Annotated in this window: 29 protein-coding genes; 19 read left to right on the top strand and 10 right to left on the bottom strand. The window is 34.2% G+C overall.

Annotated elements, in window-relative coordinates:
* Positions 1-56: 56 nt before the first annotated feature.
* From amt to ABJI11_RS09085, 4 genes are all read right to left on the bottom strand, one after another.
* Entirely contained in the window at positions 57-1,337 is a 1,281-nt protein-coding gene (gene amt, locus ABJI11_RS09100) for an ammonium transporter (protein ID WP_348351432.1), read from the bottom strand.
* Between the two features lie 32 nt (positions 1,338-1,369).
* Positions 1,370-1,708: a P-II family nitrogen regulator gene (locus ABJI11_RS09095; protein ID WP_276492274.1), complete on the bottom strand. Its 339-nt coding sequence runs from the start codon at positions 1,706-1,708 to the stop codon at positions 1,370-1,372.
* A gap of 291 nt (positions 1,709-1,999) precedes the next feature.
* Positions 2,000-2,371, bottom strand: a complete 372-nt coding sequence (gene crcB / locus ABJI11_RS09090; RefSeq protein ID WP_348351430.1) for a fluoride efflux transporter CrcB — start codon at positions 2,369-2,371, stop codon at positions 2,000-2,002.
* 18 nt (positions 2,372-2,389) lie between these two features.
* Positions 2,390-2,557 (bottom strand): hypothetical protein, encoded by a 168-nt coding sequence (locus ABJI11_RS09085; protein WP_348351428.1) that lies wholly within the window; start codon positions 2,555-2,557, stop codon positions 2,390-2,392.
* Between the two features lie 351 nt (positions 2,558-2,908).
* On the opposite strand from ABJI11_RS09085, the gene ABJI11_RS09080 reads away from it, so the two are divergent.
* Positions 2,909-3,295 (top strand): nucleoside triphosphate pyrophosphohydrolase family protein, encoded by a 387-nt coding sequence (locus tag ABJI11_RS09080; protein ID WP_348351426.1) that lies wholly within the window; start codon positions 2,909-2,911, stop codon positions 3,293-3,295.
* A gap of 30 nt (positions 3,296-3,325) precedes the next feature.
* Here ABJI11_RS09080 and ABJI11_RS09075 read toward each other — a convergent pair whose 3' ends face one another.
* Positions 3,326-4,396 carry a branched-chain amino acid aminotransferase gene (locus ABJI11_RS09075; protein WP_348351424.1) on the bottom strand — a complete coding sequence of 357 codons (1,071 nt, stop codon included), beginning with the start codon at positions 4,394-4,396 and terminating at the stop codon, positions 3,326-3,328.
* Positions 4,397-4,504: 108 nt separating this feature from the next.
* Here ABJI11_RS09075 and ABJI11_RS09070 point away from each other — a divergent pair, with 108 nt between their 5' ends.
* From ABJI11_RS09070 to ABJI11_RS09025, 10 genes are all read left to right on the top strand, one after another.
* The gene (locus ABJI11_RS09070) at positions 4,505-4,984 is read left to right on the top strand and encodes a DUF4920 domain-containing protein (protein ID WP_348351422.1); all 480 of its coding nucleotides are present in this window, start codon (positions 4,505-4,507) and stop codon (positions 4,982-4,984) included.
* Entirely contained in the window at positions 4,985-5,647 is a 663-nt protein-coding gene (mnmD, locus tag ABJI11_RS09065; RefSeq protein WP_348351420.1) for a tRNA (5-methylaminomethyl-2-thiouridine)(34)-methyltransferase MnmD, read from the top strand.
* A gap of 113 nt (positions 5,648-5,760) precedes the next feature.
* Positions 5,761-6,723 (top strand): TIGR01777 family oxidoreductase, encoded by a 963-nt coding sequence (locus ABJI11_RS09060; RefSeq protein ID WP_348351418.1) that lies wholly within the window; start codon positions 5,761-5,763, stop codon positions 6,721-6,723.
* 139 nt (positions 6,724-6,862) lie between these two features.
* The gene (locus ABJI11_RS09055; RefSeq protein ID WP_348351415.1) at positions 6,863-7,420 is read left to right on the top strand and encodes a nucleotide exchange factor GrpE; all 558 of its coding nucleotides are present in this window, start codon (positions 6,863-6,865) and stop codon (positions 7,418-7,420) included.
* A gap of 9 nt (positions 7,421-7,429) precedes the next feature.
* Positions 7,430-8,548, top strand: a complete 1,119-nt coding sequence (gene dnaJ, locus ABJI11_RS09050) for a molecular chaperone DnaJ (protein WP_348351413.1) — start codon at positions 7,430-7,432, stop codon at positions 8,546-8,548.
* Positions 8,549-8,770: 222 nt separating this feature from the next.
* Complete coding sequence (locus ABJI11_RS09045; RefSeq protein ID WP_276492284.1) at positions 8,771-9,709, top strand: ATP-binding cassette domain-containing protein; 939 nt, start codon at positions 8,771-8,773, stop codon at positions 9,707-9,709.
* Entirely contained in the window at positions 9,702-11,048 is a 1,347-nt protein-coding gene (locus ABJI11_RS09040) for an ABC transporter permease (protein ID WP_348351411.1), read from the top strand. The genes ABJI11_RS09045 and ABJI11_RS09040 overlap by 8 nt, the downstream gene beginning before the upstream one ends.
* Positions 11,045-11,980, top strand: coding sequence for a mechanosensitive ion channel domain-containing protein (locus tag ABJI11_RS09035; protein ID WP_348351409.1), 936 nt, complete (start codon positions 11,045-11,047; stop codon positions 11,978-11,980). The genes ABJI11_RS09040 and ABJI11_RS09035 overlap by 4 nt, the downstream gene beginning before the upstream one ends.
* Entirely contained in the window at positions 11,967-12,848 is an 882-nt protein-coding gene (locus ABJI11_RS09030) for a DUF6268 family outer membrane beta-barrel protein (protein ID WP_348351407.1), read from the top strand. The genes ABJI11_RS09035 and ABJI11_RS09030 overlap by 14 nt, the downstream gene beginning before the upstream one ends.
* Before the next feature lie 9 nt (positions 12,849-12,857).
* A complete protein-coding gene (locus tag ABJI11_RS09025; RefSeq protein WP_348351405.1) occupies positions 12,858-14,021 on the top strand; it encodes a sigma-54 dependent transcriptional regulator in 1,164 nt (387 codons plus the stop codon).
* 9 nt (positions 14,022-14,030) lie between these two features.
* Here the strand turns inward: ABJI11_RS09025 and ABJI11_RS09020 are convergent, their stop codons facing one another.
* Complete coding sequence (locus ABJI11_RS09020; protein WP_348351403.1) at positions 14,031-14,666, bottom strand: hypothetical protein; 636 nt, start codon at positions 14,664-14,666, stop codon at positions 14,031-14,033.
* A gap of 244 nt (positions 14,667-14,910) precedes the next feature.
* Here ABJI11_RS09020 and ABJI11_RS09015 point away from each other — a divergent pair, with 244 nt between their 5' ends.
* From ABJI11_RS09015 to ABJI11_RS09005, 3 genes are all read left to right on the top strand, one after another.
* Entirely contained in the window at positions 14,911-15,792 is an 882-nt protein-coding gene (locus ABJI11_RS09015; RefSeq protein WP_348351401.1) for a PPK2 family polyphosphate kinase, read from the top strand.
* Positions 15,764-17,158 carry a M20/M25/M40 family metallo-hydrolase gene (locus tag ABJI11_RS09010; RefSeq protein ID WP_348351399.1) on the top strand — a complete coding sequence of 465 codons (1,395 nt, stop codon included), beginning with the start codon at positions 15,764-15,766 and terminating at the stop codon, positions 17,156-17,158. Before ABJI11_RS09015 ends, ABJI11_RS09010 begins: the two co-directional genes overlap by 29 nt.
* A gap of 111 nt (positions 17,159-17,269) precedes the next feature.
* Positions 17,270-18,202, top strand: coding sequence for a peptidylprolyl isomerase (locus tag ABJI11_RS09005; RefSeq protein ID WP_348351397.1), 933 nt, complete (start codon positions 17,270-17,272; stop codon positions 18,200-18,202).
* Positions 18,203-18,517: 315 nt separating this feature from the next.
* Here the strand turns inward: ABJI11_RS09005 and ABJI11_RS09000 are convergent, their stop codons facing one another.
* Both ABJI11_RS09000 and ABJI11_RS08995 read right to left on the bottom strand, forming a co-directional pair.
* Complete coding sequence (locus ABJI11_RS09000) at positions 18,518-18,712, bottom strand: cold-shock protein (RefSeq protein ID WP_027064347.1); 195 nt, start codon at positions 18,710-18,712, stop codon at positions 18,518-18,520.
* 129 nt (positions 18,713-18,841) lie between these two features.
* Positions 18,842-19,480: a peroxiredoxin gene (locus ABJI11_RS08995; RefSeq protein WP_276492293.1), complete on the bottom strand. Its 639-nt coding sequence runs from the start codon at positions 19,478-19,480 to the stop codon at positions 18,842-18,844.
* 110 nt (positions 19,481-19,590) lie between these two features.
* On the opposite strand from ABJI11_RS08995, the gene ABJI11_RS08990 reads away from it, so the two are divergent.
* The gene (locus ABJI11_RS08990; RefSeq protein ID WP_348351395.1) at positions 19,591-20,127 is read left to right on the top strand and encodes a YfiT family bacillithiol transferase; all 537 of its coding nucleotides are present in this window, start codon (positions 19,591-19,593) and stop codon (positions 20,125-20,127) included.
* A 5-nt stretch (positions 20,128-20,132) separates the two neighbouring features.
* On the opposite strand, the gene ABJI11_RS08985 is transcribed toward ABJI11_RS08990, so the two are convergent.
* Both ABJI11_RS08985 and ABJI11_RS08980 read right to left on the bottom strand, forming a co-directional pair.
* Positions 20,133-20,660 (bottom strand): GNAT family N-acetyltransferase, encoded by a 528-nt coding sequence (locus tag ABJI11_RS08985; RefSeq protein WP_348351393.1) that lies wholly within the window; start codon positions 20,658-20,660, stop codon positions 20,133-20,135.
* Between the two features lie 20 nt (positions 20,661-20,680).
* Complete coding sequence (locus tag ABJI11_RS08980) at positions 20,681-21,244, bottom strand: thioredoxin family protein (RefSeq protein ID WP_348351391.1); 564 nt, start codon at positions 21,242-21,244, stop codon at positions 20,681-20,683.
* A gap of 90 nt (positions 21,245-21,334) precedes the next feature.
* On the opposite strand from ABJI11_RS08980, the gene ABJI11_RS08975 reads away from it, so the two are divergent.
* The 4 genes from ABJI11_RS08975 to ABJI11_RS08960 form a co-directional block, all read left to right on the top strand.
* The gene (locus ABJI11_RS08975) at positions 21,335-21,637 is read left to right on the top strand and encodes a phosphoribosylpyrophosphate synthetase (RefSeq protein WP_348351389.1); all 303 of its coding nucleotides are present in this window, start codon (positions 21,335-21,337) and stop codon (positions 21,635-21,637) included.
* Positions 21,637-21,975, top strand: a complete 339-nt coding sequence (locus ABJI11_RS08970) for a tRNA-binding protein (protein WP_348351387.1) — start codon at positions 21,637-21,639, stop codon at positions 21,973-21,975. Before ABJI11_RS08975 ends, ABJI11_RS08970 begins: the two co-directional genes overlap by 1 nt.
* 4 nt (positions 21,976-21,979) lie before the next feature.
* Positions 21,980-22,900 carry a bile acid:sodium symporter family protein gene (locus ABJI11_RS08965; protein WP_348351385.1) on the top strand — a complete coding sequence of 307 codons (921 nt, stop codon included), beginning with the start codon at positions 21,980-21,982 and terminating at the stop codon, positions 22,898-22,900.
* Positions 22,897-23,493, top strand: a 597-nt coding sequence (locus tag ABJI11_RS08960) for a lysophospholipid acyltransferase family protein (RefSeq protein ID WP_348351383.1), incomplete at its 3' end; no start/stop codon positions are given. The genes ABJI11_RS08965 and ABJI11_RS08960, both read left to right, overlap by 4 nt.

Below are 23,493 nucleotides of genomic sequence, written 5' to 3'. Positions count from 1 at the left end.
GTAATTTATTGATAAGGTTATGTAACGGAGCGTTCTGCAAAACGCTCCGTATTTTTTTATTTGTCGCTTGAAATATGCTCAGGGTAAGCTTCAAGACCATGCTCTGTAATATCCAATCCTTCGATCTCGTCTTGTTTTGAAACTCTTAAACCAATTGTTTTCTTTAATATGAAAAGAACAACAAAGGTTCCAAAAGCTGCCCATAAGATGTAAGCTAGAGAACCGTAAGTCTGAACCCAAAGAAGACTAGCGCCACCTCCGTATAAAAGACCACCGTCTAAAGCGAATACACCAACTAACACAGTACCGATGAAACCACATGTGCCGTGAACAGATATAGCACCTACAGGATCGTCAATTTTAAACTTTTTATCTAATATTTCAATAGAAAGCACTACTGCCAACCCGCAAACTAGGCCTATTGCAACTGCACCATACGCGTTTACGGCACCACAACCTGCTGTAATACCAACTAAACCTGCTAAAGCACCGTTCAATGTCATAGAAAGGTCTGGCTTTCCGTATTTAACCCATGTTAAGAAAAGAGCTGCAATGGCTCCAATTGCTGCTGCTAAATTTGTATTGATAATTACGCTACCAGCTGCAATAGTATCATCACCGCCCCATGCTAATTGAGAACCTCCGTTAAAACCGAACCATCCTAACCAAAGGATAAGTACACCTAACGCGCCATACATCATATTGTGACCAGGTATAACTTTTACTTCACCGTCAACGTATTTACCAATTCTTGGGCCTACCATAATAGCAGCTACCAAAGCAGCTCCACCACCTACGGCGTGTACTACGGAAGAACCTGCAAAATCAATAAAACCAGCAGTGTTTAACCATGCATCATCATCAAATGGCCAGTACCAACTACCTGATATAGGGTAAATGAATGTTGTTAATACTGCAGATAAAATTAAATAAGTTGAAAATTTAGTACGTTCTGCAACGGCTCCAGATACAATTGTAGCTGCTGTTGCACAGAAAACAGTTTGAAAGAATAAATTATACCAATCTGTAGCGCTAAAGAAGAAATATCCTTGTTCTGCAGGGCTTGATCTAAAAAAGCCGCCTAATACTAAATCACTACCGTACATTATACCGTAACCTACGGCCCAGAACATAATTGAACCTACGGCAAGGTCCATTAAGTTTTTCATTACTATGTTTCCTGAGTTCTTACTTCTGGTAAAACCTACTTCTACCAAAGTGAACCCTGCTTGCATAAAGAAAACTAAAATAGCGGCAATGGTAATCCATAAGGCTCCCATGTCTCCATTTATCGCATCTATAGCTGCATTCATTGATTCTTGTGTTGCTTCATTCATAATTGTAATTTTTTGAGTGGTTCTTATAAGGGTTAGTTAATTCCTGCCAAACCTTTTTCTTTGGTTCTAATTCGATAGGCTTCTAATACTTCTGATACAAATACTTTTCCGTCACCAACATTACCTGAATATGCCGATTCAAGAATTGTATCTACTGTTTTTTCTAAAAAGTCGTCTGAAACAACTATAGATAAATATCTACGTTGAATGTCTGTAGTGCTATAAGAGATACCACGATATACATGACCTTGTTTTTCATTTCCTACTCCTGTTACGTCCCAGTAACTAAAGAAGTTAACTTCAATCTTGTGCAATGCCTCTTTGACATCGTCAAACTTTGATTTTCTGATAATTGCCTCGATTTTTTTCATTTGAATAAGTTTTTGATACTGCCAAATATATGTTAAAAAAATACTCACCCTAAAAATATGAGGGTATCTATGTTAATTTTTATGATAATGACAATATATACCCCTTAATTTTGGGGGTAACACTAATTATGTATGTCAATATTGAATATTTCGAGAATGGCGGGTAGAAATTTGATGTTTGCTATAGAAAAATCGTCAGAAAAATGACCAATTATCTAACAATTGTTTAATAAAACTGCAAATACTTAAAAAAATGTATAAAAATAAAATAGTGACTAATGAATGTTAGTTCTATAACATTTTGCAAATCCATAACCCAAATGATATAGCAAGTATACCAATTGCTACACTTAAGCCCATGTATAAAGACGTTTGTAACAGTGAGGATTCTTTAAAAAGGATATTGCTTTCTAGAGCAAAAGTAGAAAAGGTGGTAAAGCCACCACAAAAACCAGTAGCTAATAATAAAGTTTGATTTTCTGAAATGTAGTTGTTCTTGAGAGAGAGTCCTATTAATATCCCTATTAATAAGCAACCAATTACATTTACTAAAAATGTACCTAAATAAAAATTTGAATAATAGGCGTTAAGGTTTTTAGATACATAATATCTTAACATACTACCAAAACCTCCGCCTAAAAAAACCAGTAAAAATTGTTTCATACCTTATAAAGGTAAAAACTAAACTGCTTTCTTGTAGCTTGTAGTAAGTAAATCTAAAGGATAGATTACAGATGTTGGTTGTTTAGCTGATGTCTTCGTTTTTTGAGAAACACTGATCAAACTAACTACTACCAAGGCAATGTTGATACCTACTAACACTAAAAAAATTGTAAGAAATGTCATCATAATATAATACATCTTATAGATGAATAACGCAAAATTACGGTATTTGGTATATATAACGTCGATATTCCGCATTATGTTGTGAAAATGTTAATTTTTGTGGTGTAGGAAAAAAATTAACTATTCTTTTAGGAAAAACTTTATGAAAAGCAGTAAAATTATAAATAGTGCAAAGAAAACGCCGATCCATTTTACACCTTTGAAGTTTTTTTTGTGTAACTCAAGGTCTTTTCGATAAGAAATAATAATAATAATGGCAAAAACCACGGCAAATGCGATAGCAAAAATGATTTGTCCGGTGCTAAACATATTTTATATTTTTACGCAAAGCTAACGGAAAACAGAATAATAAAGATGAAAAACAAAATCAAAGCAGTTGAAGAATTCCATAATTCTTTTGGTCTGGGCGTTTCAGAAGACATGATTGCGGATTTAGGGGAAGCAAAGAACACCTTGCGCTATAATTTAATGGATGAGGAGAATAAAGAGTATTTAGAAGCGGCTCAAAATAATGATCTTGTTGAAGTTGCAGATGCTTTGGGAGATATGTTATATATATTGTGTGGTACTATTTTAGAGCATGGTATGCAGTATAAGATAGAAGAAGTGTTCAATGAGATACAAAGAAGTAATATGAGTAAGCTTGGTGAGGACGGTAGGCCTATTTACCGTGAAGATGGTAAGGTGCTTAAAGGACCCAATTATTCTAAGCCAAATATTGGTGTCATTTTAGATAAATAAAAAAGGGGGCGTATTGCCCCCTTTTTTTTTCTATGCTTTGACTTTATATCGCCATCCAAATTTATCTTCAGATTTATTGTACTGTATATCTGTTATGATTTTCTTTAATTGTTGTCCAAAACTGTTTTCTAATTCTGGTAAATCATAATCGGTGTTTCTGTAACCAAAACCTGCAATTGGTGAAATTACCGCTGCTGTACCTGCACCGAACATTTCTTTTAAACTTCCGTCTTTGGCTGCTTCAACAACTTCTTTTACGGTAATTTTTCTAACCTCGGTCTTTATGCCTTGATCTTTAGCAATATCTAAAATACTTTTTCTGGTAATACCATCAAGTATACGGTCACTGGTTGGTCCTGTTAATAAGGTGTCATTTATTCTAATGAATATATTCATGGCACCAGCTTCTTCAATAAACTCATGGTTGGTGTCATCTGTCCAGATTACTTGGTTGTATCCTTTTTCAACAGCTAGTTGTGTTGGGTAGAACTGACCTGCATAATTACCACCAGCTTTAGCGTAACCTACGCCACCGTTTGCCGATCTGGAATATTTTTCTTCTATAAGTACTTTTACCTTGCCAGAAAAATATGCTCCAGAAGGTGCACAAGCTATAATGAACTTGTATTCGTCTGCTGGTGATGCATGAAATCCATTGCCAGAAGCAAACATAAAAGGTCTAATGTATAAAGAACTACCGTCATTAGTTGGTATGAAATCTTTATCTAAATTAAGAAGTGTGGTTAGTCCTTCCATAAAGTAATCTTCAGGAATTTCTGGAATACACATTCTTTTGGCTGAAATATTAAAACGCTTATGGTTTTCTAACGGTCTAAATAAATAGACATCGTCATTTTTATCTTTATAAGCTTTCATACCTTCAAAAATAGATTGTCCGTAATGAAAAATCTTGGAAGAAGGGTCTAGCGTAATAGGTTGGTATGGTGTTATTTTAGGAGTTTCCCATGCACCGTTCTTATAAGTACAGACTAACATATGGTCTGTAAATACTGAACCAAAGGCAAGATTGTCAAAATCTACTTGGTCAATTTTTGATGTTTTTACCTTTTCTACTATGATATCTTTCGTTGCAATACTCATGAAATATGTAACTTTAGTTGATTAAAATTAAACAAATATCCCTACTAGCACTTCTTTTTTAGTTTTAAATTGATGAGTTTTGCACGGATATCAACATTTTTAGGATTTATGAAAGGATTTAACATATTACTTGTCTTTTTGTTTGGGTTTTTTACATGCCTTGCCCAGCAAGATGCTGAAATAGATGCATCAGAATTTTACGGCGAAGAATTTAAAATCACATCTTTGAGTGATAAAAATGAAGTAATGGCACAATTTACTTCTATGGCCGTGTCAGATTCTTTGAATCTTCAGTTTAAAACTAAAGTGAAAGAAGTTTGTAAGGTAAAAGGATGTTGGATGATCGTTGAACTACCAGAGGGTGAGCAGGCAATGGTTAGATTTAAAGATTATGGGTTTTTTATGCCTGCAGATATTCTAGATAAGGAAGTTGTATTAAATGGCTTGGCATTTGTAGAGGAAATGAGCGTTGGTGATCTGCAGCATTATGCAAAAGATGGTGGTAAAACAGCAGAAGAGATAACAAAAATTACAACTCCAAAAAGAACATATAGTTTTGAAGCAACAGGAGTAATAGTCCCCAATTAATTGAAAAGAGAAATTATTACTACGGGCGATGGTTCTAAGACCATCCAAATTATGGACTGGCAAGAACAGTACCATTCAAAACATGGTGCCATTCAAGAAGCTTACCATGTTTTTATAAAATCTGGTTTAGATCTATTCAAAAATCAAGAATTGAACATTCTTGAAATAGGTTTTGGTACCGGTTTAAATGCTTTCATAACATTAATTGAATATGAAAAACGAAATCTTCAAATTAATTATACTGGTGTAGAAGCATATCCTGTTTCAGCAGAAGAACTTGATCAATTAAATTATTTGGAAGAGTTAGAATCGCTTTCAAGAAAAGATGATTTTAATTTAATGCATACTTCTGCATGGGGTCAAGAGATAGAAATTACTTCAAATTTCCATTTAACTAAGCAACAAAAGCTTTTCAAAGAAATCAATGATATCAATACGTATGATTTAATTTATTTTGATGCCTTTGGAGCTAGGGTACAACCGGAATTATGGACGGTAGAAATTTTTCAAATCATGTTCAATGCAATGAAAAATGGAGGTTATTTAGTTACCTATGCTGCTAAAGGTAGTGTAAGGCGTGCCATGTTAGAAGTTGGTTTTCTTGTTGAAAGATTGCCTGGCCCTCCAGGTAAAAGAGAAATGTTACGGGCAAAAAAACAATAATATTTTGGGCATTAATAAAACTTTAACGCGTTGCGCCTCAATAGCTTTGGCAACAATGTTAAATCGGAATTAAATAGTGTATCTAGATGTATCAAAAATAATACCTTTAGTCCATGAAAGTATTGATAACAGGTGCGACAGGTTTAGTAGGTAGCGAGTTAGTATCTCAATGCCATGATATAGGTTATACCATTAACTACCTTACTACACGTAAAAATAAAATTGTTTCAGAAGAAAACTACCAAGGTTATTTTTGGAACCCTACTAATGCAGAAATTGATGCTAAATGTTTAGATGGTGTTTCGGTCATTATCAATTTAGCTGGTTCAAGTATTTCTAAAAGGTGGACAAGCAGTTATAAAAAAGAGATAATTAATAGCAGGGTTAATACACTAGAGCTTTTAAAGAAAACGCTGCTAGAAAATGAAAACCATACGGTAACTTCTTTGGTTTCTGCTTCTGCAATTGGTATTTATCCAGATTCTTTAAGTAATTATTATACTGAGAACGAGGAAAAAGTTGATGAGAGTTTTCTGGGGGAGGTAGTTAGTCTTTGGGAAAAGAAAATCAATGAGTTTAAATCACTTGGATTATCGGTAGCTAAAGTTCGTATTGGCTTGGTAATGTCAAAAGATGGTGGTGCCTTACCAGAAATGGCAAAACCGGTTAAATATTATGTAGGTGCAGCTTTTGGTTCTGGTGAACAATGGCAATCATGGATTCATATTTCAGATTTAGCAAGTATATTTTTACATATAACCAAGTATAAACTAAAAGGCACGTATAATGGTGTTGCGCCAAATCCTGTAACCAATATAAAGTTGGTAAAAGAGATAGCAAAGGCTCTAGATCAACCATTGTTTCTACCTAATATCCCAAAATTTGTAATGTATACCGTACTTGGTAAAATGGCATATATCTTATTTGCTAGTCAGCGTGTAAGTAGTAAAAAAATTGAAGAAGAAGGTTTTATATTTCAATATGTTAATATTTGTCAAGCGCTTGGTGCTATCTATAATACCAATGCTGAGTGTGTTGATGCTAAAAATAATGCAACAAAACAATTTGTCTCATAAAAGCTTATTCATTTGTCAGATATAATTAAATCCGCTTTTTAGCGGATTTTTTTTTAAACTTTTGTGACATTTTGACATTTTTAAAGAATTGGCAGTACTTTTGCCTGCTTTTAATCGGCGATTTAAATTAATATAAATTATGAGTGATAAAGAAAACACTTTGGATGATGAATTCTTGGATGATGCGCTATTAGATGGCGAAGAGCAAGAACAAAAGCTAGAGAATGAAGAGGAAGTGGAAGAAAAGTCTGTAGAAGAGACTTTAAGTGAGGAGCTAGCAAAAGAGAAAGATAAGTTTTTAAGATTATTTGCAGAATTTGAGAATTATAAAAGACGTACTTCTAAAGAACGTATGGAGTTGTTCAAAACTGCAGGTCAAGAAGTAATAGTTTCATTATTGCCTGTATTGGATGATTTTGACAGAGCAATGAAAGAATTGGCAAAGTCAGAAGACAAAGATGCTTTTAAGGGTGTAGAGTTGATTAATGTTAAGCTTAGAGAAACACTAAAAGGTAAAGGCTTAGAAATGGTAGAGGCAAATGCGGGTGATGTATTCGATGCAGAAATACATGAGGCAATTACACAAATACCGGCTCCTGATAAAAAGATGAAAGGTAAAATCATCGATGTCATTGAAAAAGGATTTAAGTTGGGTGATCGTATAATTAGACATCCAAAAGTAGTAGTAGGAAATTAAAAGATTGGAATGAAGGAAGATTATTATGAAGTATTGGGCATCAGTAAGAATGCAACTGCTGCAGAAATAAAGAAAGCATACCGTAAAAAGGCATTGCAATATCACCCAGATAAAAATCCGGGCGATAGTTCTGCTGAGGAGAAGTTCAAGAAATCTGCTGAGGCTTATGAGATCTTAAGCGATGCCGATAAGAAAGCTCGTTACGATCAATTCGGTCATTCTGCCTTTGAAGGCGGCGGTGGCGGCGGCTTTGGTGGCGGTATGAATATGGATGATATCTTCAGCCAATTCGGTGATATATTTGGCGGCGGTTTCGGCGGCGGAGGCTTTGGTGGTTTCGGCGGTGGCGGTGGTCAACGTAGAGTTAAAGGAAGTAATCTTCGTATTAGGGTCTCATTGACTTTAGACGAGATTGCAAATGGTGTTGAGAAAAAAGTTAAGGTAAAACGAAAAGTTCAGGCGGAAGGGGTTACCTATAAAACATGTTCTACTTGTAATGGTAGAGGTCAGGTGACAAAAATTCAGAATACTATACTTGGTAGAATGCAAACTGCAGCAGTTTGTAGTACTTGCGGTGGTAGTGGTCAAATTTTAGATGGTAAACCTGGTGATGCCGATGCACAAGGTCTTAAGGTGGCAGAAGAAACCGTTTCTATCAATATACCGGCAGGTGTAGAAGAGGGTATGCAGTTAAAAGTACCTAATAAGGGTAATGATGCTCCAGGGAACGGAGTGCCAGGAGATTTATTGGTTGCCATAGAAACTCAAGAACATAGTACCTTAAAAAGAGAAGGTGATAACCTTCACTATGATCTTTATGTTAGTATTTCTGAAGCAGTTTTAGGTACGTCAAAAGAAATAGACGCTGTTGGCGGTAAGGTTCGTATTAAGCTTGAAGCTGGTATTCAGTCTGGTAAAATATTAAGACTTAGAGGTAAAGGTATTACAAGTTTAAATGGTTATGGTGCTGGTGATATATTGGTACACGTAAATGTTTGGACACCTAAAGAATTGAATAAAGAACAGCGTGAGTTCTTTGAGAAAATGCAGGGCAATGATAATTTTGAGCCTAGACCTGAGAAATCTGATAAGTCATTTTTTGAAAAAGTAAAAGATATGTTCTCATAAGTTCTAAATAGCCGGTTTTTAAATAAAAAACGTATATTTGAGATAATATTGGGCAACCAATATTAATTTTCTTTTTCATAGCAATTTTTTTCCCATCCTTGATTTATCAAGGGTGGGTTTTGCTTTTTTAGGCAAAATGAATTGCATTACTTACCCTTATAAAGGAATCATAAAGAGTGTAGCTAGTCCAAACATTTCAATATCTTTGTAGAAATTGAGTACATGAGTCATATTTTGGTAGCTAATGAGGTCACCAAACAGTTTGGAAGCCATACGGCATTGAAGAACGTTTCCCTTGAAATTCCTAAGAATAGTATCTACGGATTGCTAGGACCTAACGGGGCCGGTAAAACCACCTTGATACGTATTATAAATCAAATCACTTTTCCAGATAAAGGTGCTGTCTATTTTGACGGTGAGTTACTGAAGTCTGAGCATATTGCACAAATTGGTTATTTGCCAGAAGAACGCGGTCTGTATAAAAGCATGAAAGTTGGTGAGCAGGCACTATACTTAGCACAGCTAAAAGGTTTGTCTAAGGCTGAAGCAAAAAAGAGATTAAAGTATTGGTTTGAAAGATTGGAGATTGGCGATTGGTGGAATAAGAAAATACAGGAACTTTCTAAGGGTATGGCACAAAAAATACAATTTGTGGTTACTGTGCTTCACGAACCAAAGTTGTTGATTTTTGATGAGCCTTTTAGTGGCTTTGATCCTATAAATGCCAATATCATTAAGGAACAGATCTTAAGTCTTAAAGAAAACGGTACTTCAATAATTTTCTCAACACATAGAATGGAGTCTGTTGAAGAATTGTGCGAGTATATAGCATTGATTCATAAATCTGAGAAAATATTGGATGGTAAATTGTCCGATATTAAAAAAGCTTACAAGAATAACATTTTTGAAATAGGTTTGGAAACCAATAATCAAGAAGCGTTACTACATGAAATGAAAGATAAGTTTCAAATCCTTACACAAGATTACGATAGTTTAGAAAATCAATTGAATCTTAGAGTGCAGTTACCTTCTAACCAATCGGGTGAAATATTGTCATTTCTTGGTTCTAGGGCAAATGTAAACGGGTTTATTGAGACCATACCGTCTGCCAATGATATTTTTATTAAGACCATTCAAAATAAAAATATTGATAATGAATAAGTTACCACTAATAATAAAAAGAGAATACATAGCCAAGGTACGTAACAAATCTTTCGTAGTTATGACCTTTTTGAGTCCTATTTTAATGGTAGGTATGATATTGTTGATAGCATACCTTACACAATTGAACGACACTGAGAAAAAGGTAATTGGTGTATTGAACGAGAGCAATTATTTCGCTAATGAATTTGTAACCTCAGAGGCTACATCATACATCAATTTTGAAGATATAACATTAGAACAGGCGAAAGACTCAACCGTGGGCTTAGGTTTTTATGGTCTTATTTACTTGCCTAACGAAACTAATTTAGAGCAGGTTGCTCAACGTGCTTTTTTCTATAGTAAAGATGCACCTAGTGCTACAATACTTGATAAGTTGGAAAATTCTATTACTACGCGGTTACGTCAAGAACGCTTGCGAGAACTGGGGTTGTCACCGAAGGAGTATGCGGAAATGGATCGTAGTTATAATATAAACATCGAAACTTTTGATGGTCTACAAAACGTTAAAGGTATTAACGAGATCAAAGCAATAATTGGTGGTGCATTTGGCTATTTAATAATGATGTTTATCATTATTTACGGCGGCTTTGTAATGCGTAGCGTTATAGAAGAGAAGACTAGCCGTATTATTGAAGTTATTATTTCATCTGTAAAGCCTTTTCATTTAATGATGGGTAAAATCATAGGGACATCTCTTGCAGGTATTACCCAATTTGGAATTTGGATAATTTCTGGGGCAATTTTGTTATTTATTGGTTTGGCTATTTTTGATATTGACCCGGCAAGCCTTACTAAAGGTGGTGGTATGTCCCCTGGGATGGTAAAAGCTTCAAATGTTGATGTAGATGCCCTTACCCAAAACATTCAACTTTATACCCAAGAAATTTTTGAGTTGCCCATTTTTGCAATGCTTTTCTTTTTCATTGTTTATTTTTTGTTAGGGTATTTAATATATAGTTCTATTTATGCCGCTATTGGTGCTGCGGTCGATAATGAAACAGATACGCAACAATTTATATTTCCGGTAATTTTACCTTTAATGTTGGCTATCTATGTTGGATTTTTCTCTGTATTTAGTAATCCTAACGGACCTATAGCTGTTGCATTTTCCCTTTTTCCATTGACGTCGCCAATAGTAATGTTAATGCGTTTACCATGGGGTATTGGTGAAGGCGGAGTGCCTGTGTGGCAATTGGTCACGTCGATTCTAATATTAATAGGTACTTTTATCGGTATTGTTTGGGTAGCTGCAAAAATTTATAGAGTAGGTATTTTAATGTATGGTAAAAAACCAAGCTATAAAGAATTATATAAGTGGCTTAAATATTCGTCATGATTCAGGAAAGTACGGAAACGATAAAGGAGATAATTGAGGATGATATTTGGGGTACTATTAAGAAATTTTTAGACCTAGGCTATCATTTTGGTGAAGGTGATAAATCTATCGACATAACCATAGGTCTGCTGTTATTGTTAACTGTTGCATTTTTACTTACCAGTACTATTTTACAGGCCATTCGTAGATTTTTCACAAGAAAAATGGAGGTCGATGATAAATTAAAGTTTATCAGTATATTCAAGTTTATCAAGTATTTAGTATATGTGATAGTCATACTTTTTACCATGAGTGCGGCAGGAATTAATATTACGATATTAATTACGGCATCAGCAGCTTTATTTGTTGGTCTTGGTTTGGCATTACAAGAGATTTTTCAAGATATTATTGGCGGTATATTCATCATTGTAGACAAATCTCTAAGAGTAGGGGATATTATAGAAATAGATAATAAGGTCGGTAAAATTTTTGAAATTAAATTACGTACTACAAGAGCGATAACTAGAGATGATAAGGTAATTATAATACCAAATCATAAATTTATTAGTGACATTGTTTACAATTATACCCAAAATCATAAGACTACTAGGGAATTGGTACGCGTTGGTGTGGCATATGGTAGTGATATTGAATTGGTGACTAATATTCTTTTAGATGTAGTGAAGTCCCAAAAATCAATATTAAAGAGTCCTAAACCCTTTGTGATTTTTGAAGACTTCGGTGATTCTGCCCTTATATTTGCCGTTAATTTTTACATTACGGACAGTTTTGCAGATCCTCGAGTTAAAAGTGAGGTTCGGTATATGCTAGAAGCTGAATTTAGAAAGCATAACATTTCTATTCCTTTCCCTCAAAGAGATGTACATTTTTTTCAACAAGGTGTGTCTCGGAGTAACAATGTTTCAAACGCAGAGGATAATGAAAAAGCATAACCTTGTTGTACTGTTCATATGTTTCCTGCTTATTACTTTTATAAAGGTCAAAGCACAAACTCCAGATGTATTTAGATTAGAATATATGTTGATGCCAGAAAATAGCGGCGATGTAGAAACATCACGTATTAAATTGGTGTTGAATGTTCCTCTTGCAGTTCGTGACAAGAAAGATTTCTTGGTTCTAGGGGCAGAGTATAATAGATATAATTTTGAGGTTCCAAATGATTTATTTCCAAATTCTGGTGACTTAAGCAAATTTCATGTATTAGATGTGAATTTGGCTTATATGTACAAATTAACTGAAAGTTGGAGACTAATTGGTGTGGTTACGCCTAGATGGTCTACGAATTTTGTTCAAGAATTAGACAACGAAGATTTTAATATGAATTACACCTTGGGTGCATACAAAAATGAGAAGGATGTAGATAAGCCATATATGTTGGTTTTGGGTATTTCATATAATGGAACTTCTCCAATAGATGTTCCGTTGCCCTTTGTGTATTTTGAAAAAAGATTTCACCCAAATTGGTCATATACCTTAGGGGCACCAAAATCTGGTATGAAGTACTTTACCAAAAAGGGGCATTTCTTTCAGACTGAGGTATTTTTAGATGGGTATTATGTAAATATCCAGAATGATATTTTGTTGCCCGGTAATAATTTATCTACCGATGTTTCTTCTACGGCATTATTATTGACATTAGGGTATCAATATAAAATAACTAAGGATATGTCCGTTTACTTTATAGGTGGTCGTTCTATTTATCAAAATAGCGCTTTACGAAATGAAGAAAGAGATGATATATTTACCTTAAACGACGCATCTGGTCTGTATTTTAGAACAGGAATAAGAATAGGAATTTAAAAAGCAGTTATGTCAAAGATATTAGTAATAGAAGATGAAGCAGCAATTAGAAGGGTATTGGTTAAAATATTATCCGAAGAAAATGATGCATACTCCGTAGAAGAAGCTGAAGACGGATTAAAAGGTATTGAGACTATCAAGAACAATGACTATGACTTAGTGCTCTGCGATATAAAAATGCCAAAAATGGATGGCGTAGAAGTACTAGAGGCTGCTAGAAAAATTAAACCTGAAATTCCGTTCATCATGATTTCTGGTCACGGAGATTTAGATACTGCCGTTAATACTATGCGTATAGGCGCTTTTGATTATATCTCTAAACCGCCAGATTTAAATAGATTACTAACCACTGTTAGAAATGCCTTAGATCGAAAAGTTTTGGTAGTTGAAAATAAGAACTTAAAGAAAAAAGTTAGCAAGAATTACGAAATGATTGGTGAGAGTAGCGAAATAGGTACGATCAAAGATATGATTGAGAAAGTAGCACCTACCGATGCACGTGTATTGATAACGGGGTCTAACGGTACAGGTAAAGAACTAGTAGCACATTGGCTACATGAAAAGAGTACAAGAAGTTCAGCTTCTTTTATTGAAGTAAACTGTGCGGCAATACCATCAGAATTAATAGAAAGTGAACTTTTTGGTCACGTAAAGGGAGCTTTTACATCTGCTGTTAAAGATAGAGCCGGTAAGTTTGAAGCTGCCAATAAAGGAACTATATTCTTAGATGAAATAGGTGATATGAGTCTTTCAGCTCAAGCAAAAGTGTTAAGAGCGCTTCAAGAAAGCAAAATATCGCGTGTAGGTACAGATAAAGATATAAAAGTTGATGTTCGTGTACTTGCTGCTACTAACAAAGATTTAAAGAAGGAAATTGAGGAAGGCAACTTTAGAGAGGATCTGTACCACAGACTAGCGGTTATACTTATAAAGGTACCTAGCTTAAATGATAGAAGAGATGATATACCTCTATTAATAGAACATTTTACTAAAAAGATTGCGGCCGAACAGGGTATGGCAGGTAAAACTTTTTCTGACAAAGCAATTAAGCTTTTGAAAGCTTATGATTGGACCGGGAATATTAGAGAACTAAGAAATGTTGTTGAAAGACTGATTATTCTTGGTGGTCAAGAAGTATCAGAAGATGATGTAAAATTGTTTGCTAGTAAGTAGACTTTTTATTTACTTTTTAGCAGAACAATCGCCGATTTTATTTAAAGCTTCTTGAGTTATCTCTTTAGTACGCAGATTGTAATATTTGCTACCTTCAGAGATATCCGATTTTAATAATTGTGCTTCACATTCCTCAAAAATCTTAGTTGCAAAAGCAGTGGCGTCTTTGCAATTCACACTTTGAACAACCTTATCTAATGAAATACGATATTTTTCTAAAGAAGAATCTATAGTTTTAAACAGGTCCTTTTTCTTAGTGATTTTTTTAGTTGAAGTAGTGGTTGTAGAAGAATTAGTATTTACAGAAAGTGCGTCGTTATCATATGCACTTTCGTGAGTTTCGTGAGATTCTAATATTAATATGGTATTATTGGTTAATTCAATAGATCTATTTAAATAACTCAGTGTACCTTCTAATGTAGTTGACTTTGTGGCAAGTGATAACACTTCCATATTTTCTAACATACTTTCTTTTGCTAATTTACAGCCACAAATATTTAACTGGTTTTTAGATTTTTCTAATGCACTTAATGCTTTATATGCATAAAAACGAGCTTGGTTTATATCTTGTGTATGCAGTGCAGCGTCTATTTGAGATTTGGCATAACCCATGTTAGAATTAGCATATTCACACTCAACGTTCATACCGAATGATGATAGAGACAGAAGTACGATTGCACAGAAAAAAAAGATGTTTTTCTTCATAAGTAGGTATTTTAGGTGTAAGATTTGGGAACTTACACGGATAAATTTAGATGCTTTATCTTGTTGAAAATATTATTTTCGATACAATACACATCAATCACGATTAACTGAATGTGTAAGAAATGTATTACTTATCTTTTAATAACGAATTAGTAATCATTAATATTAAATTTTATATTTCAGAATGGATAAAATAAAAGTAGACAATTATAGGACCAATAAAAATTTTAAAATAGCTGATAATGAGACTTTTGAAGATTTTGGGAAGTCTGATAAAGAGCTTAAAAAAGAATTGTCAAAAATTAGAAGAGAACTTGGTGAGTTTCAAGATACCATTTACGCCCATGGAAAATATAGTATTCTTGTTTGTCTACAAGGTATGGACACTGCAGGTAAAGATAGTTTAATACGTGAGGTGTTTAAGGATTTTAATGTAAGTGGGGTAGAGGTACATAGCTTTAAAGTTCCTACAGAGTTAGAGTTAAGTCATAATTATCTATGGCGCCATTATTTAGTACTACCGGCAAAAGGTAAGTTTGGAGTGTTCAATAGAACCCATTATGAAAATGTTTTGGTGACAAGGGTACATCCAGAATATATTTTAAACGAGCATATACCCGGCATACACTCAGTTGAAGATATAGATCAAAAATTTTGGGATAAAAGGTTTGAACAAATAAATGACTTTGAGCGGCACCTAGCAGAAAATGGGACCTTAATATTTAAATTTTTTCTGAATCTGTCAAAAGAAGAACAACGCCAACGTTTATTGAGAAGATTAGCTCTAAAAGAAAAACATTGGAAATTTTCTCCAGGAGATTTAAAAGAACGAAAGTTGTGGGACACGTATCAAAATTGCTATGAAGAAGCAATTGCTAAAACCACTCATGATCATGCACCATGGTTTGCAGTGCCTGCAGATAATAAAAAGGCAACACGAATAATTGTAGCGTCTATACTATTAGAATCGTTAAAAAAATACAAAGATATCAAAGAGCCTATGTTGAGCGAAAAAATAATGGCTAATTTAGACAGCTATGAAGAACAATTACAAAGTGAAAAGTAAACTAGCTATATTTTTTGTTGTTGCTTTTGCATATGTGGGGATTTCACAAAATGCGGATGAAGAACAGATAAAGAAACTTTATGACACTGCTTTAACAGAAGGTGATGGTTATGATTGGTTAAACTACCTGTCTAATCAGATTGGTGGGCGGCTATCTGGATCTATTCAAGCACAACAGGCTGTTGATTATACAAAAGCTCAATTAGATTCTTTAGGTGTCGATAAAGTTTGGTTGCAACCGGTTATGGTGCCTAAGTGGGTAAGGGGAACTCCTGAATTTGCTTATTTTGAAACATTGCCTGGTACTACTACTAATGTACCTATTTGTGCTATAGGTGGTTCTGTAGCTACTTCGCCCAATGGTGTAAAAGCGAATATTATTGAAGTTCAGGGTATAGAGCAACTAGCGGCGCTTGGCAGAGATAAAATTCAGGGTAAAATAGTGTTTTTTAATAAACCTATGGACGCTACCCAAATCAACACGTTTACTGCTTATTCTAATTGTGTAGATCAGCGTTATGCCGGTGCTTTAGAGGCTTCTGAATTTGGTGCTGTAGGTGTAATTGTACGTTCAATGAATCTTCGTTTAGACGATTATCCACATACGGGGTCTATGAATTACGGAGAGCAGCCGGTATCAGAAAGAATTCCTGCTGCGGCAATTAGTACCAATGCTGCAGAATTATTAAGTACTTCTTTAAAATTGAATCCTGCTATTAAATTTTATTTCAAACAGAATTGTAAACAGTTCAATGATGTAGAATCTTATAATGTTATTGGGGAGATTAGGGGAACAACAAATCCAGAAGAGGTAATCGTTGTTGGTGGTCATTTAGATTCTTGGGATCTAGGTGATGGTTCTCATGATGATGGTGCAGGTTGTGTTCAAAGCATGGAGGTCTTAAATTTATTTAAGAAAACAGGTTATAAGCCAAAACGTACGGTAAGGGTCGTTCTATTTATGAATGAGGAAAATGGTTTAAGAGGTGGTAAAAAGTATGCGGAAATTGCAAGTGCCAAGAATGAAAAGCACATTTTTGCTTTAGAAAGTGATTCTGGCGGATTTTCTCCTCGCGGATTTACTTTTGAAAGTTCTGACAAGGATTTTGAGAAAGTACTGGAATGGAAAAGTCTTTTTAAACCGTACTTAGTTCATTATTTTGAAAAAGGTTTTAGTGGAGCTGACATTGGTCCTTTAAAAAACGAAGGTTTGGTATTGGCAGGTTTAAGACCAGATTCTCAACGATATTTTGACCACCATCACGCAGAGAACGATACGTTTGAGCATGTGAATAAAAGAGAGCTTCAATTAGGGGCGGCATCTATGGCAAGTTTAATATATCTAGTAGATAAGTACGGATTTTAATTCCTGTTATTTCGATTACAATAGTTCATGAATCAATTTATGCTTTTGAAGGGGATGAAATGTACAAACCGTTAAATTTCTTTACCTTTGCCGGATACTAAAAAAAATAAAATGGAAGACGGAATTTACGCCAAGTTCAATACAAACAAAGGCGAAATACTAGTAAAATTAACTCACGATAAAACACCTGGTACTGTAGGTAACTTTGTTGCCTTAGCTGAAGGAGATAAAGAAAATAGTGCCAAGGGTAAAGGAGAACCTTATTACAATGGTTTAAAATTTCATAGGGTTATTCCAGATTTTATGATTCAAGGTGGCTGTCCTCAAGGTAGAGGAACTGGTGATGCCGGTTATAAATTTGATGATGAATTTCACCCAGAATTAAAGCATGATGCTCCTGGTATACTATCAATGGCCAACTCTGGTCCTGGTACTAATGGTAGTCAGTTTTTTATTACTCATGTACCAACACCTTGGTTAGATAATAAGCATACTATTTTTGGTCATGTTGAATCTGGTCAAGAAGTTGTAGATGCTATAGCTCAAGATGATGTTATTGAATCTTTAGAAATAGTTAGAGTTGGTGATGCTGCACAGAAGTGGGATGCTGTAAAAGCCTTTGAAGATTTCAATGCTTCGGGTGAAGCAAGATTGGCAGCAGAAAAAGCACAGCAAGAAGCTGAACTTGATAAAGTAGCAGCAGGATTTGATTCTACGCCTTCTGGACTTCGTTATAAAATGATTCAGAAAGGTGATGGGGCTAAAGCTGTTAAAGGTGAAAAAGTTTCTGTACACTATGAAGGTTCCCTTTTAAATGGTCAAGTATTTGACTCATCTTACAAGCGCAACTCTCCTATAGATTTTCAATTAGGCATAGGTCAGGTTATTCCAGGTTGGGATGAAGGTATTTCTCTATTACAAGTTGGTGATAAAGCACGTTTTGTAATTCCTTCTGATTTAGCATATGGATCAGCTGGTGCAGGAGGTGTAATACCACCAAATGCTACATTAATTTTTGATGTAGAATTAATGAAAGTTGGTTAAAGTCTAAAGACTTTATAAGAATAATGAAACACCTGTATCATATAGATATGGGTGTTTTTTTTATGTTTACTTTTTACGAGTAACGAAACTGCCTAAAAGCAAAATAACGTTGACTACCATCAAAACTAAAAATACGGTCAAAAATGTGGTCATAAATACATGGTTAAGGTCGGGGAACCATTATTGTTTAATCAATAGATATGTATTTATATAAAAGGTTGCGTTAGGTTGAACAATTTTTTTAAAAAAATAAAGCATAAAAAAACCCGAACCAATTGGTCCGGGTCTTAAACTATAAAAAAGTTAAATCTTTACCTAGTCAATTACTTTCACATTAACGGCGTTTAATCCTTTTTTACCTTGTTGTAGTTCAAATTCTACAACATCACCTTCACGAACTTCATCGATTAAGCCAGAAATGTGTACAAAATGATCTTCGTTTGAACCATCTTCAGTGATAAATCCGTAACCTTTAGAATCATTGAAGAATTTTACTGTTCCTTTACTCATAATAGAAAAATTAAATATTAATTAAAGAGCGAAGATAGTTTTTTTTTGTTAAAAAACTTAAAATCTTGTAGGTTATCTTATAGTTAACAAATTTATTCTAATGTATTGAGTATGAACTTGTTTTTAAGGCTATGCTGTAGGGTCTGGAGTCATTCTTAAATAAGGTTTTACCTCTGTAACTCCTTTTGAAAATATGCCTTTTGCATCATCGGTTGATATAGCCGGACTAACTACAACATCGTTGCCATGTTCCCAATTTGCTGGTGTTGCCACTTTATGATTTGCTGTAAGTTGTAAGGAATCTACTACTCTTAATAACTCGTAAAAGTTTCTTCCGGTAGATGCCGGGTAAGTTAATGTAAGTTTCACAGTTTTATCTGGTGCAATAATAAATACAGAACGAACCGTAAGATTATTGTCTGCATTTGGGTGAATCATATCATATAAATCAGATACTTTTTTATCCTCATCTGCAATAATTGGAAAATTTACTACTGTATTTTGTACTTCGTTAATGTCTTTTATCCATTCAGCATGTGAAGCTGCGCCATCAACACTTAGTGCTATCATTTTTACATTGCGCTTGTCAAATTCATCTTTGAATTTGGCTGCGGTGCCTAATTCTGTTGTACAAACCGGAGTAAAATCTGCCGGGTGAGAAAACAAGATTCCCCAACTATCACCTAAGTAATCGTAAAAGTTGATGGTTCCCATTGAGCTATCTGCCGTAAAATTAGGTGCTTTGTCACCCAAACGTATTGTTGCCATATTGATATATTTTTATGTGTTTAATTTTATATCCTATAAAATTAGTAGATTAATTAGCTAAGTCTAAAGTTTTTGGGTTAAAAGTCTATTAAAATTTCTACTTTTAGTTTATGGAAGATTTAGAAAAATTACGGTACCCGATAGGGCATTTTGCATATCCTGATAATATCTCTGATGAGGATATAAAGCAATGGATAACTGCGATAGAAACATTACCGCAACGGTTAATTGATTTGGTTAGTGATTTTTCTGAAGCTCAATTAGAAACGCCCTATCGTGAAGGTGGCTGGACGGTAAGGCAAGTAATTCATCATATAGCAGATAGTCATCACCATAGTTATACCCGTTTTAAATGGGCGTTGACAGAGAATAGACCACTTGTTAAGGTTTATAAAGAAAAATTATGGAGTGAACTTATTGATGCTAAAACAGCACCTATAACTCTTTCACTTTCTTATTTAACGGCGTTACATGCTAAATTGGTTTATATGTGCGAAGGGTTAACTCCAGAAGACTTAAAGAGAAATTATATTCACCCAGAAGGGAATGTTAATGTGTCTGTAGCTAAAAATATAGGTAAGTATGCATGGCATGGAAACCATCATTTTACTCATATAAAAAATCTTGCTGAGCGAAAAGGCTGGTAGCGATTTTATAATTTTTTTCTTAATAAGTACATCGGTTTTTCCTCTTCTAAAACATTATTGAAGGGTACTTGAGTATTGGCTACGATTATAAATAAATTTGATAGGTAAAAGGGTAGTGCCAACCCTTTCTGCATAGATTCCAAAAAGATTACTTTTTTAGAGTGTTCATTAGCTATTTTCTTAACGAACCGTAGACTTTTTGTACCTATACCTTTTCCTGAAAATTCATTAAGAATATAGATTTTGTCAAGATATAGGGCATCAGTTTTGCTATATTCTTGTACTTGTTTGTGTAAAGTGATTTTCAACAAACCAACATATGCAGAATCGATCTTTATTAGGTATAGTAGGGTATTCTGGTCTTTTTCTTCATCTAGCAAGACCTTTTTGGTAAAACTATTTTTTATATAGGTGCTAGTGTCGCCATTGGGCCAAAGATGTGTATAATGTTGATTATAAGCGTTTGTGCCTATTTCAATGTATTTATTGTAAAGTTCAGGTTTCAGTAGGTCAAACTGAATATGGTTCTTCATCGTTAATTTTATGACTATTATTAGTTGTTAGATTTCCATTTAATATTGCAACCAATACTAGGTTTTTGATTAGGATCTATTTCTTCATCTTTTAAAAGATTTTCAATTGCATTTCTTAGGTCTTTGCCGGTTAGCGATAAACCATTACCTGGTCTAGAATTATCTAGCTGACCACGATACACTAATTTTAAATCTCCATCAAAAAGAAAAAAGTCTGGTGTACAAGCAGCATCATATTTTTTTGCAATAGATTGGTCTTCGTCATATAGATACGGAAATGTGTAATTTTCAGCTTTAGCCTTTATCCTCATATAATGTGGACCATCTTCTGGGTAGTTTTCAACATCATTGCTTGAAATAGCGATAAAGTGAATTCCCTTCTTTTGATATTCAATAGCCATTTTGGTGATTTCTGGATTTACATGAATTACAAAAGGGCAATGGTTACAGATAAACATGATTAGCGTGCCTTTATGACCGTTTAAAGAGTGCAAATTCATGGTTTTTTTACTTACAGTATCTAGTAGACTAAATTCTGGAGCTACGGTGCCCAATGCTAACATTTTGCTTTCTGTTCTTGCCATATCAACTAATAATTTATGGTACTAAGTTAAGGATTATATTAAGCTTGTCTTTTCTTTACGCTATTCAAGAACCTCTAAAATATTTCAAAAATGGAAAAATCATATATTTCTTTATCGAAAGCAATTAAAGCACTGCAAGATGAGGGTTACACTGAAGATTTTAACTTGTGCGATGCTGGTGTAGAAAATAAGAGCAAAAATAGTATACATTCTGCTACAGAATTAGAAGTGGTAAAATTTTATCGCTTTGAAGGTATGAGTAATCCAGATGATAATACCATTTTATATGTTATTGAAACTAGTACTGGTGAAAAGGGGCTATTGGTAGATGCGTATGGAATGTATGCAGGTAATGTACCGAAAGATATGATAGAAAAGCTTAAATTGAGCTAATGAAAGATACGATTACTTGGCAAGATTTCAGTAAAATTGACATGAGAGTGGGTACTATCATAGATGTGCTTGATTTTCCAGAGGCTAGAAATCCATCATATAAGTTACATGTTGATTTTGGTGATGAAATTGGAATTAAAAAAACATCTGCCCAAATAACGGAAAAGTATGAAAAAGAAAACCTTATCGGACTACAAGTTACGGCCGTCGTCAATTTTCCTGAAAAACAAATTGCCAATTTTATGAGTGAATGTCTTATCTTGGGGGCTGTAGAAAACAGTTCAGTGGTACTACTTCAGCCACAAATGAAAGTGCCAAATGGATTAAAAATTTCTTAAATTTTTGACTGATAATATTTTAGATACTATTCATATTAATTTTGATTCGGGTTCACTTTGGATTATGAACCTTGTTTTAAGTTTGGTTATGTTTGGGGTAGCTCTAGAGATTTCAGTTGCAGATTTTAAACCACTATGGCAAAAGCCCAAAGCATTGTTGTTGGGTTTAACAAGCCAATTTGTTCTATTGCCAGCGTTGACCTTTTTATTGGTACTTGCAATTGAGCCTTTACCAAGTATAGCATTAGGTATGTTCATGGTTGCGGCTTGCCCAGGTGGCAATATTTCTAACTTTATATCCTACTTATCTAATGCTAATACTGCGTTGTCTGTAAGTCTTACCGCTATTGCTACTATGTTAGCTGTTGTTATGACTCCCTTAAATTTTCATTTTTGGTCAATGTTATATGAGCCTAGTGCAGGTTTAATTCAAGATATTTTAATATCACCCTTAGAGATGATCAAACTAGTTTTTCTGTTGTTGGGCTTGCCATTATTAATGGGTATGTACGTAAATTATAAAAAACCAAGGTTGGCATTTAAAATTGCAAAAAAACTAAAGATAGTTTCGTTGGTGTTTTTTATATGTTTGGTATTTATAGCATTGTATAATAACCGTGTCATTTTTATAGATTATGTATTATATGTTTTTTGGATTGTATTACTTCATAACATAATAGCATTTTCTACAGGATACAGTCTTGGGCGATTGTTTAATGTTCCAGAAGATAGTCTGCGCTCCATAACCATTGAAACGGGAATTCAAAATTCTGGTTTAGGTCTATTATTAATATTTACTTTTTTTGACGGATTAGGCGGGATGGCACTTCTTGCTGCATTTTGGGGTGTTTGGCATATAGTATCGGGTTTAATTTTGGCTGCTTTTTGGAATAAAAAATCGGTCACAAAAGAAACTATAGTATGAGTGGTATTTTGTACTCCTTAGTTAAGATTGTGATGAAAACCGGTCTGTATGGTTATCATAAAACTATAGTTGTTTCTGGGTTAGAGCAAATTCCTAAAGACAAGCCGGTAATGTTTTTGCCTAACCACCAAAGTGCATTGATGGATGTGCTGCTAATTGCAACGGACTGTAATAGAAAGCCCTACTTTCTAACACGATCAGATGTTTTTAAAGGTAAATTTTTAAAGCGTGTATTCTCTTATTTTCAAATGCTACCTATTTATAGAATGCGTGATGGTAGAGATAAATTAGCTAATAACGATGCCATTTTTAATTCATGTGCTGAAATTTTGAGTAAGGGCAATGCTTTGCTTTTATTTCCTGAGGCCAACCATAACCTTAGACGATCAGTAAGACCATTGAGCAAGGGTTTCACGAGAATACTATTTAGAAGTTTTGAATTGTATCCAGAATTAGATATTCTTTTAATCCCTGTTGGGTTCAATTATAAGCATGCAGCCCATTTTCCAGATGAAGTTGCAATTCATTATGGCGCTCCTATTTCGGCAAAGAGTTTGTACGATCCAAATGACTTGAATAAGTCAAGTAGTACC

This window comes from Maribacter sp., from assembly GCF_039968975.1.
Classification (GTDB): Bacteria; Bacteroidota; Bacteroidia; order Flavobacteriales; family Flavobacteriaceae; genus Maribacter.
This window is presented reverse-complemented; position numbering and strand designations above follow the sequence as displayed.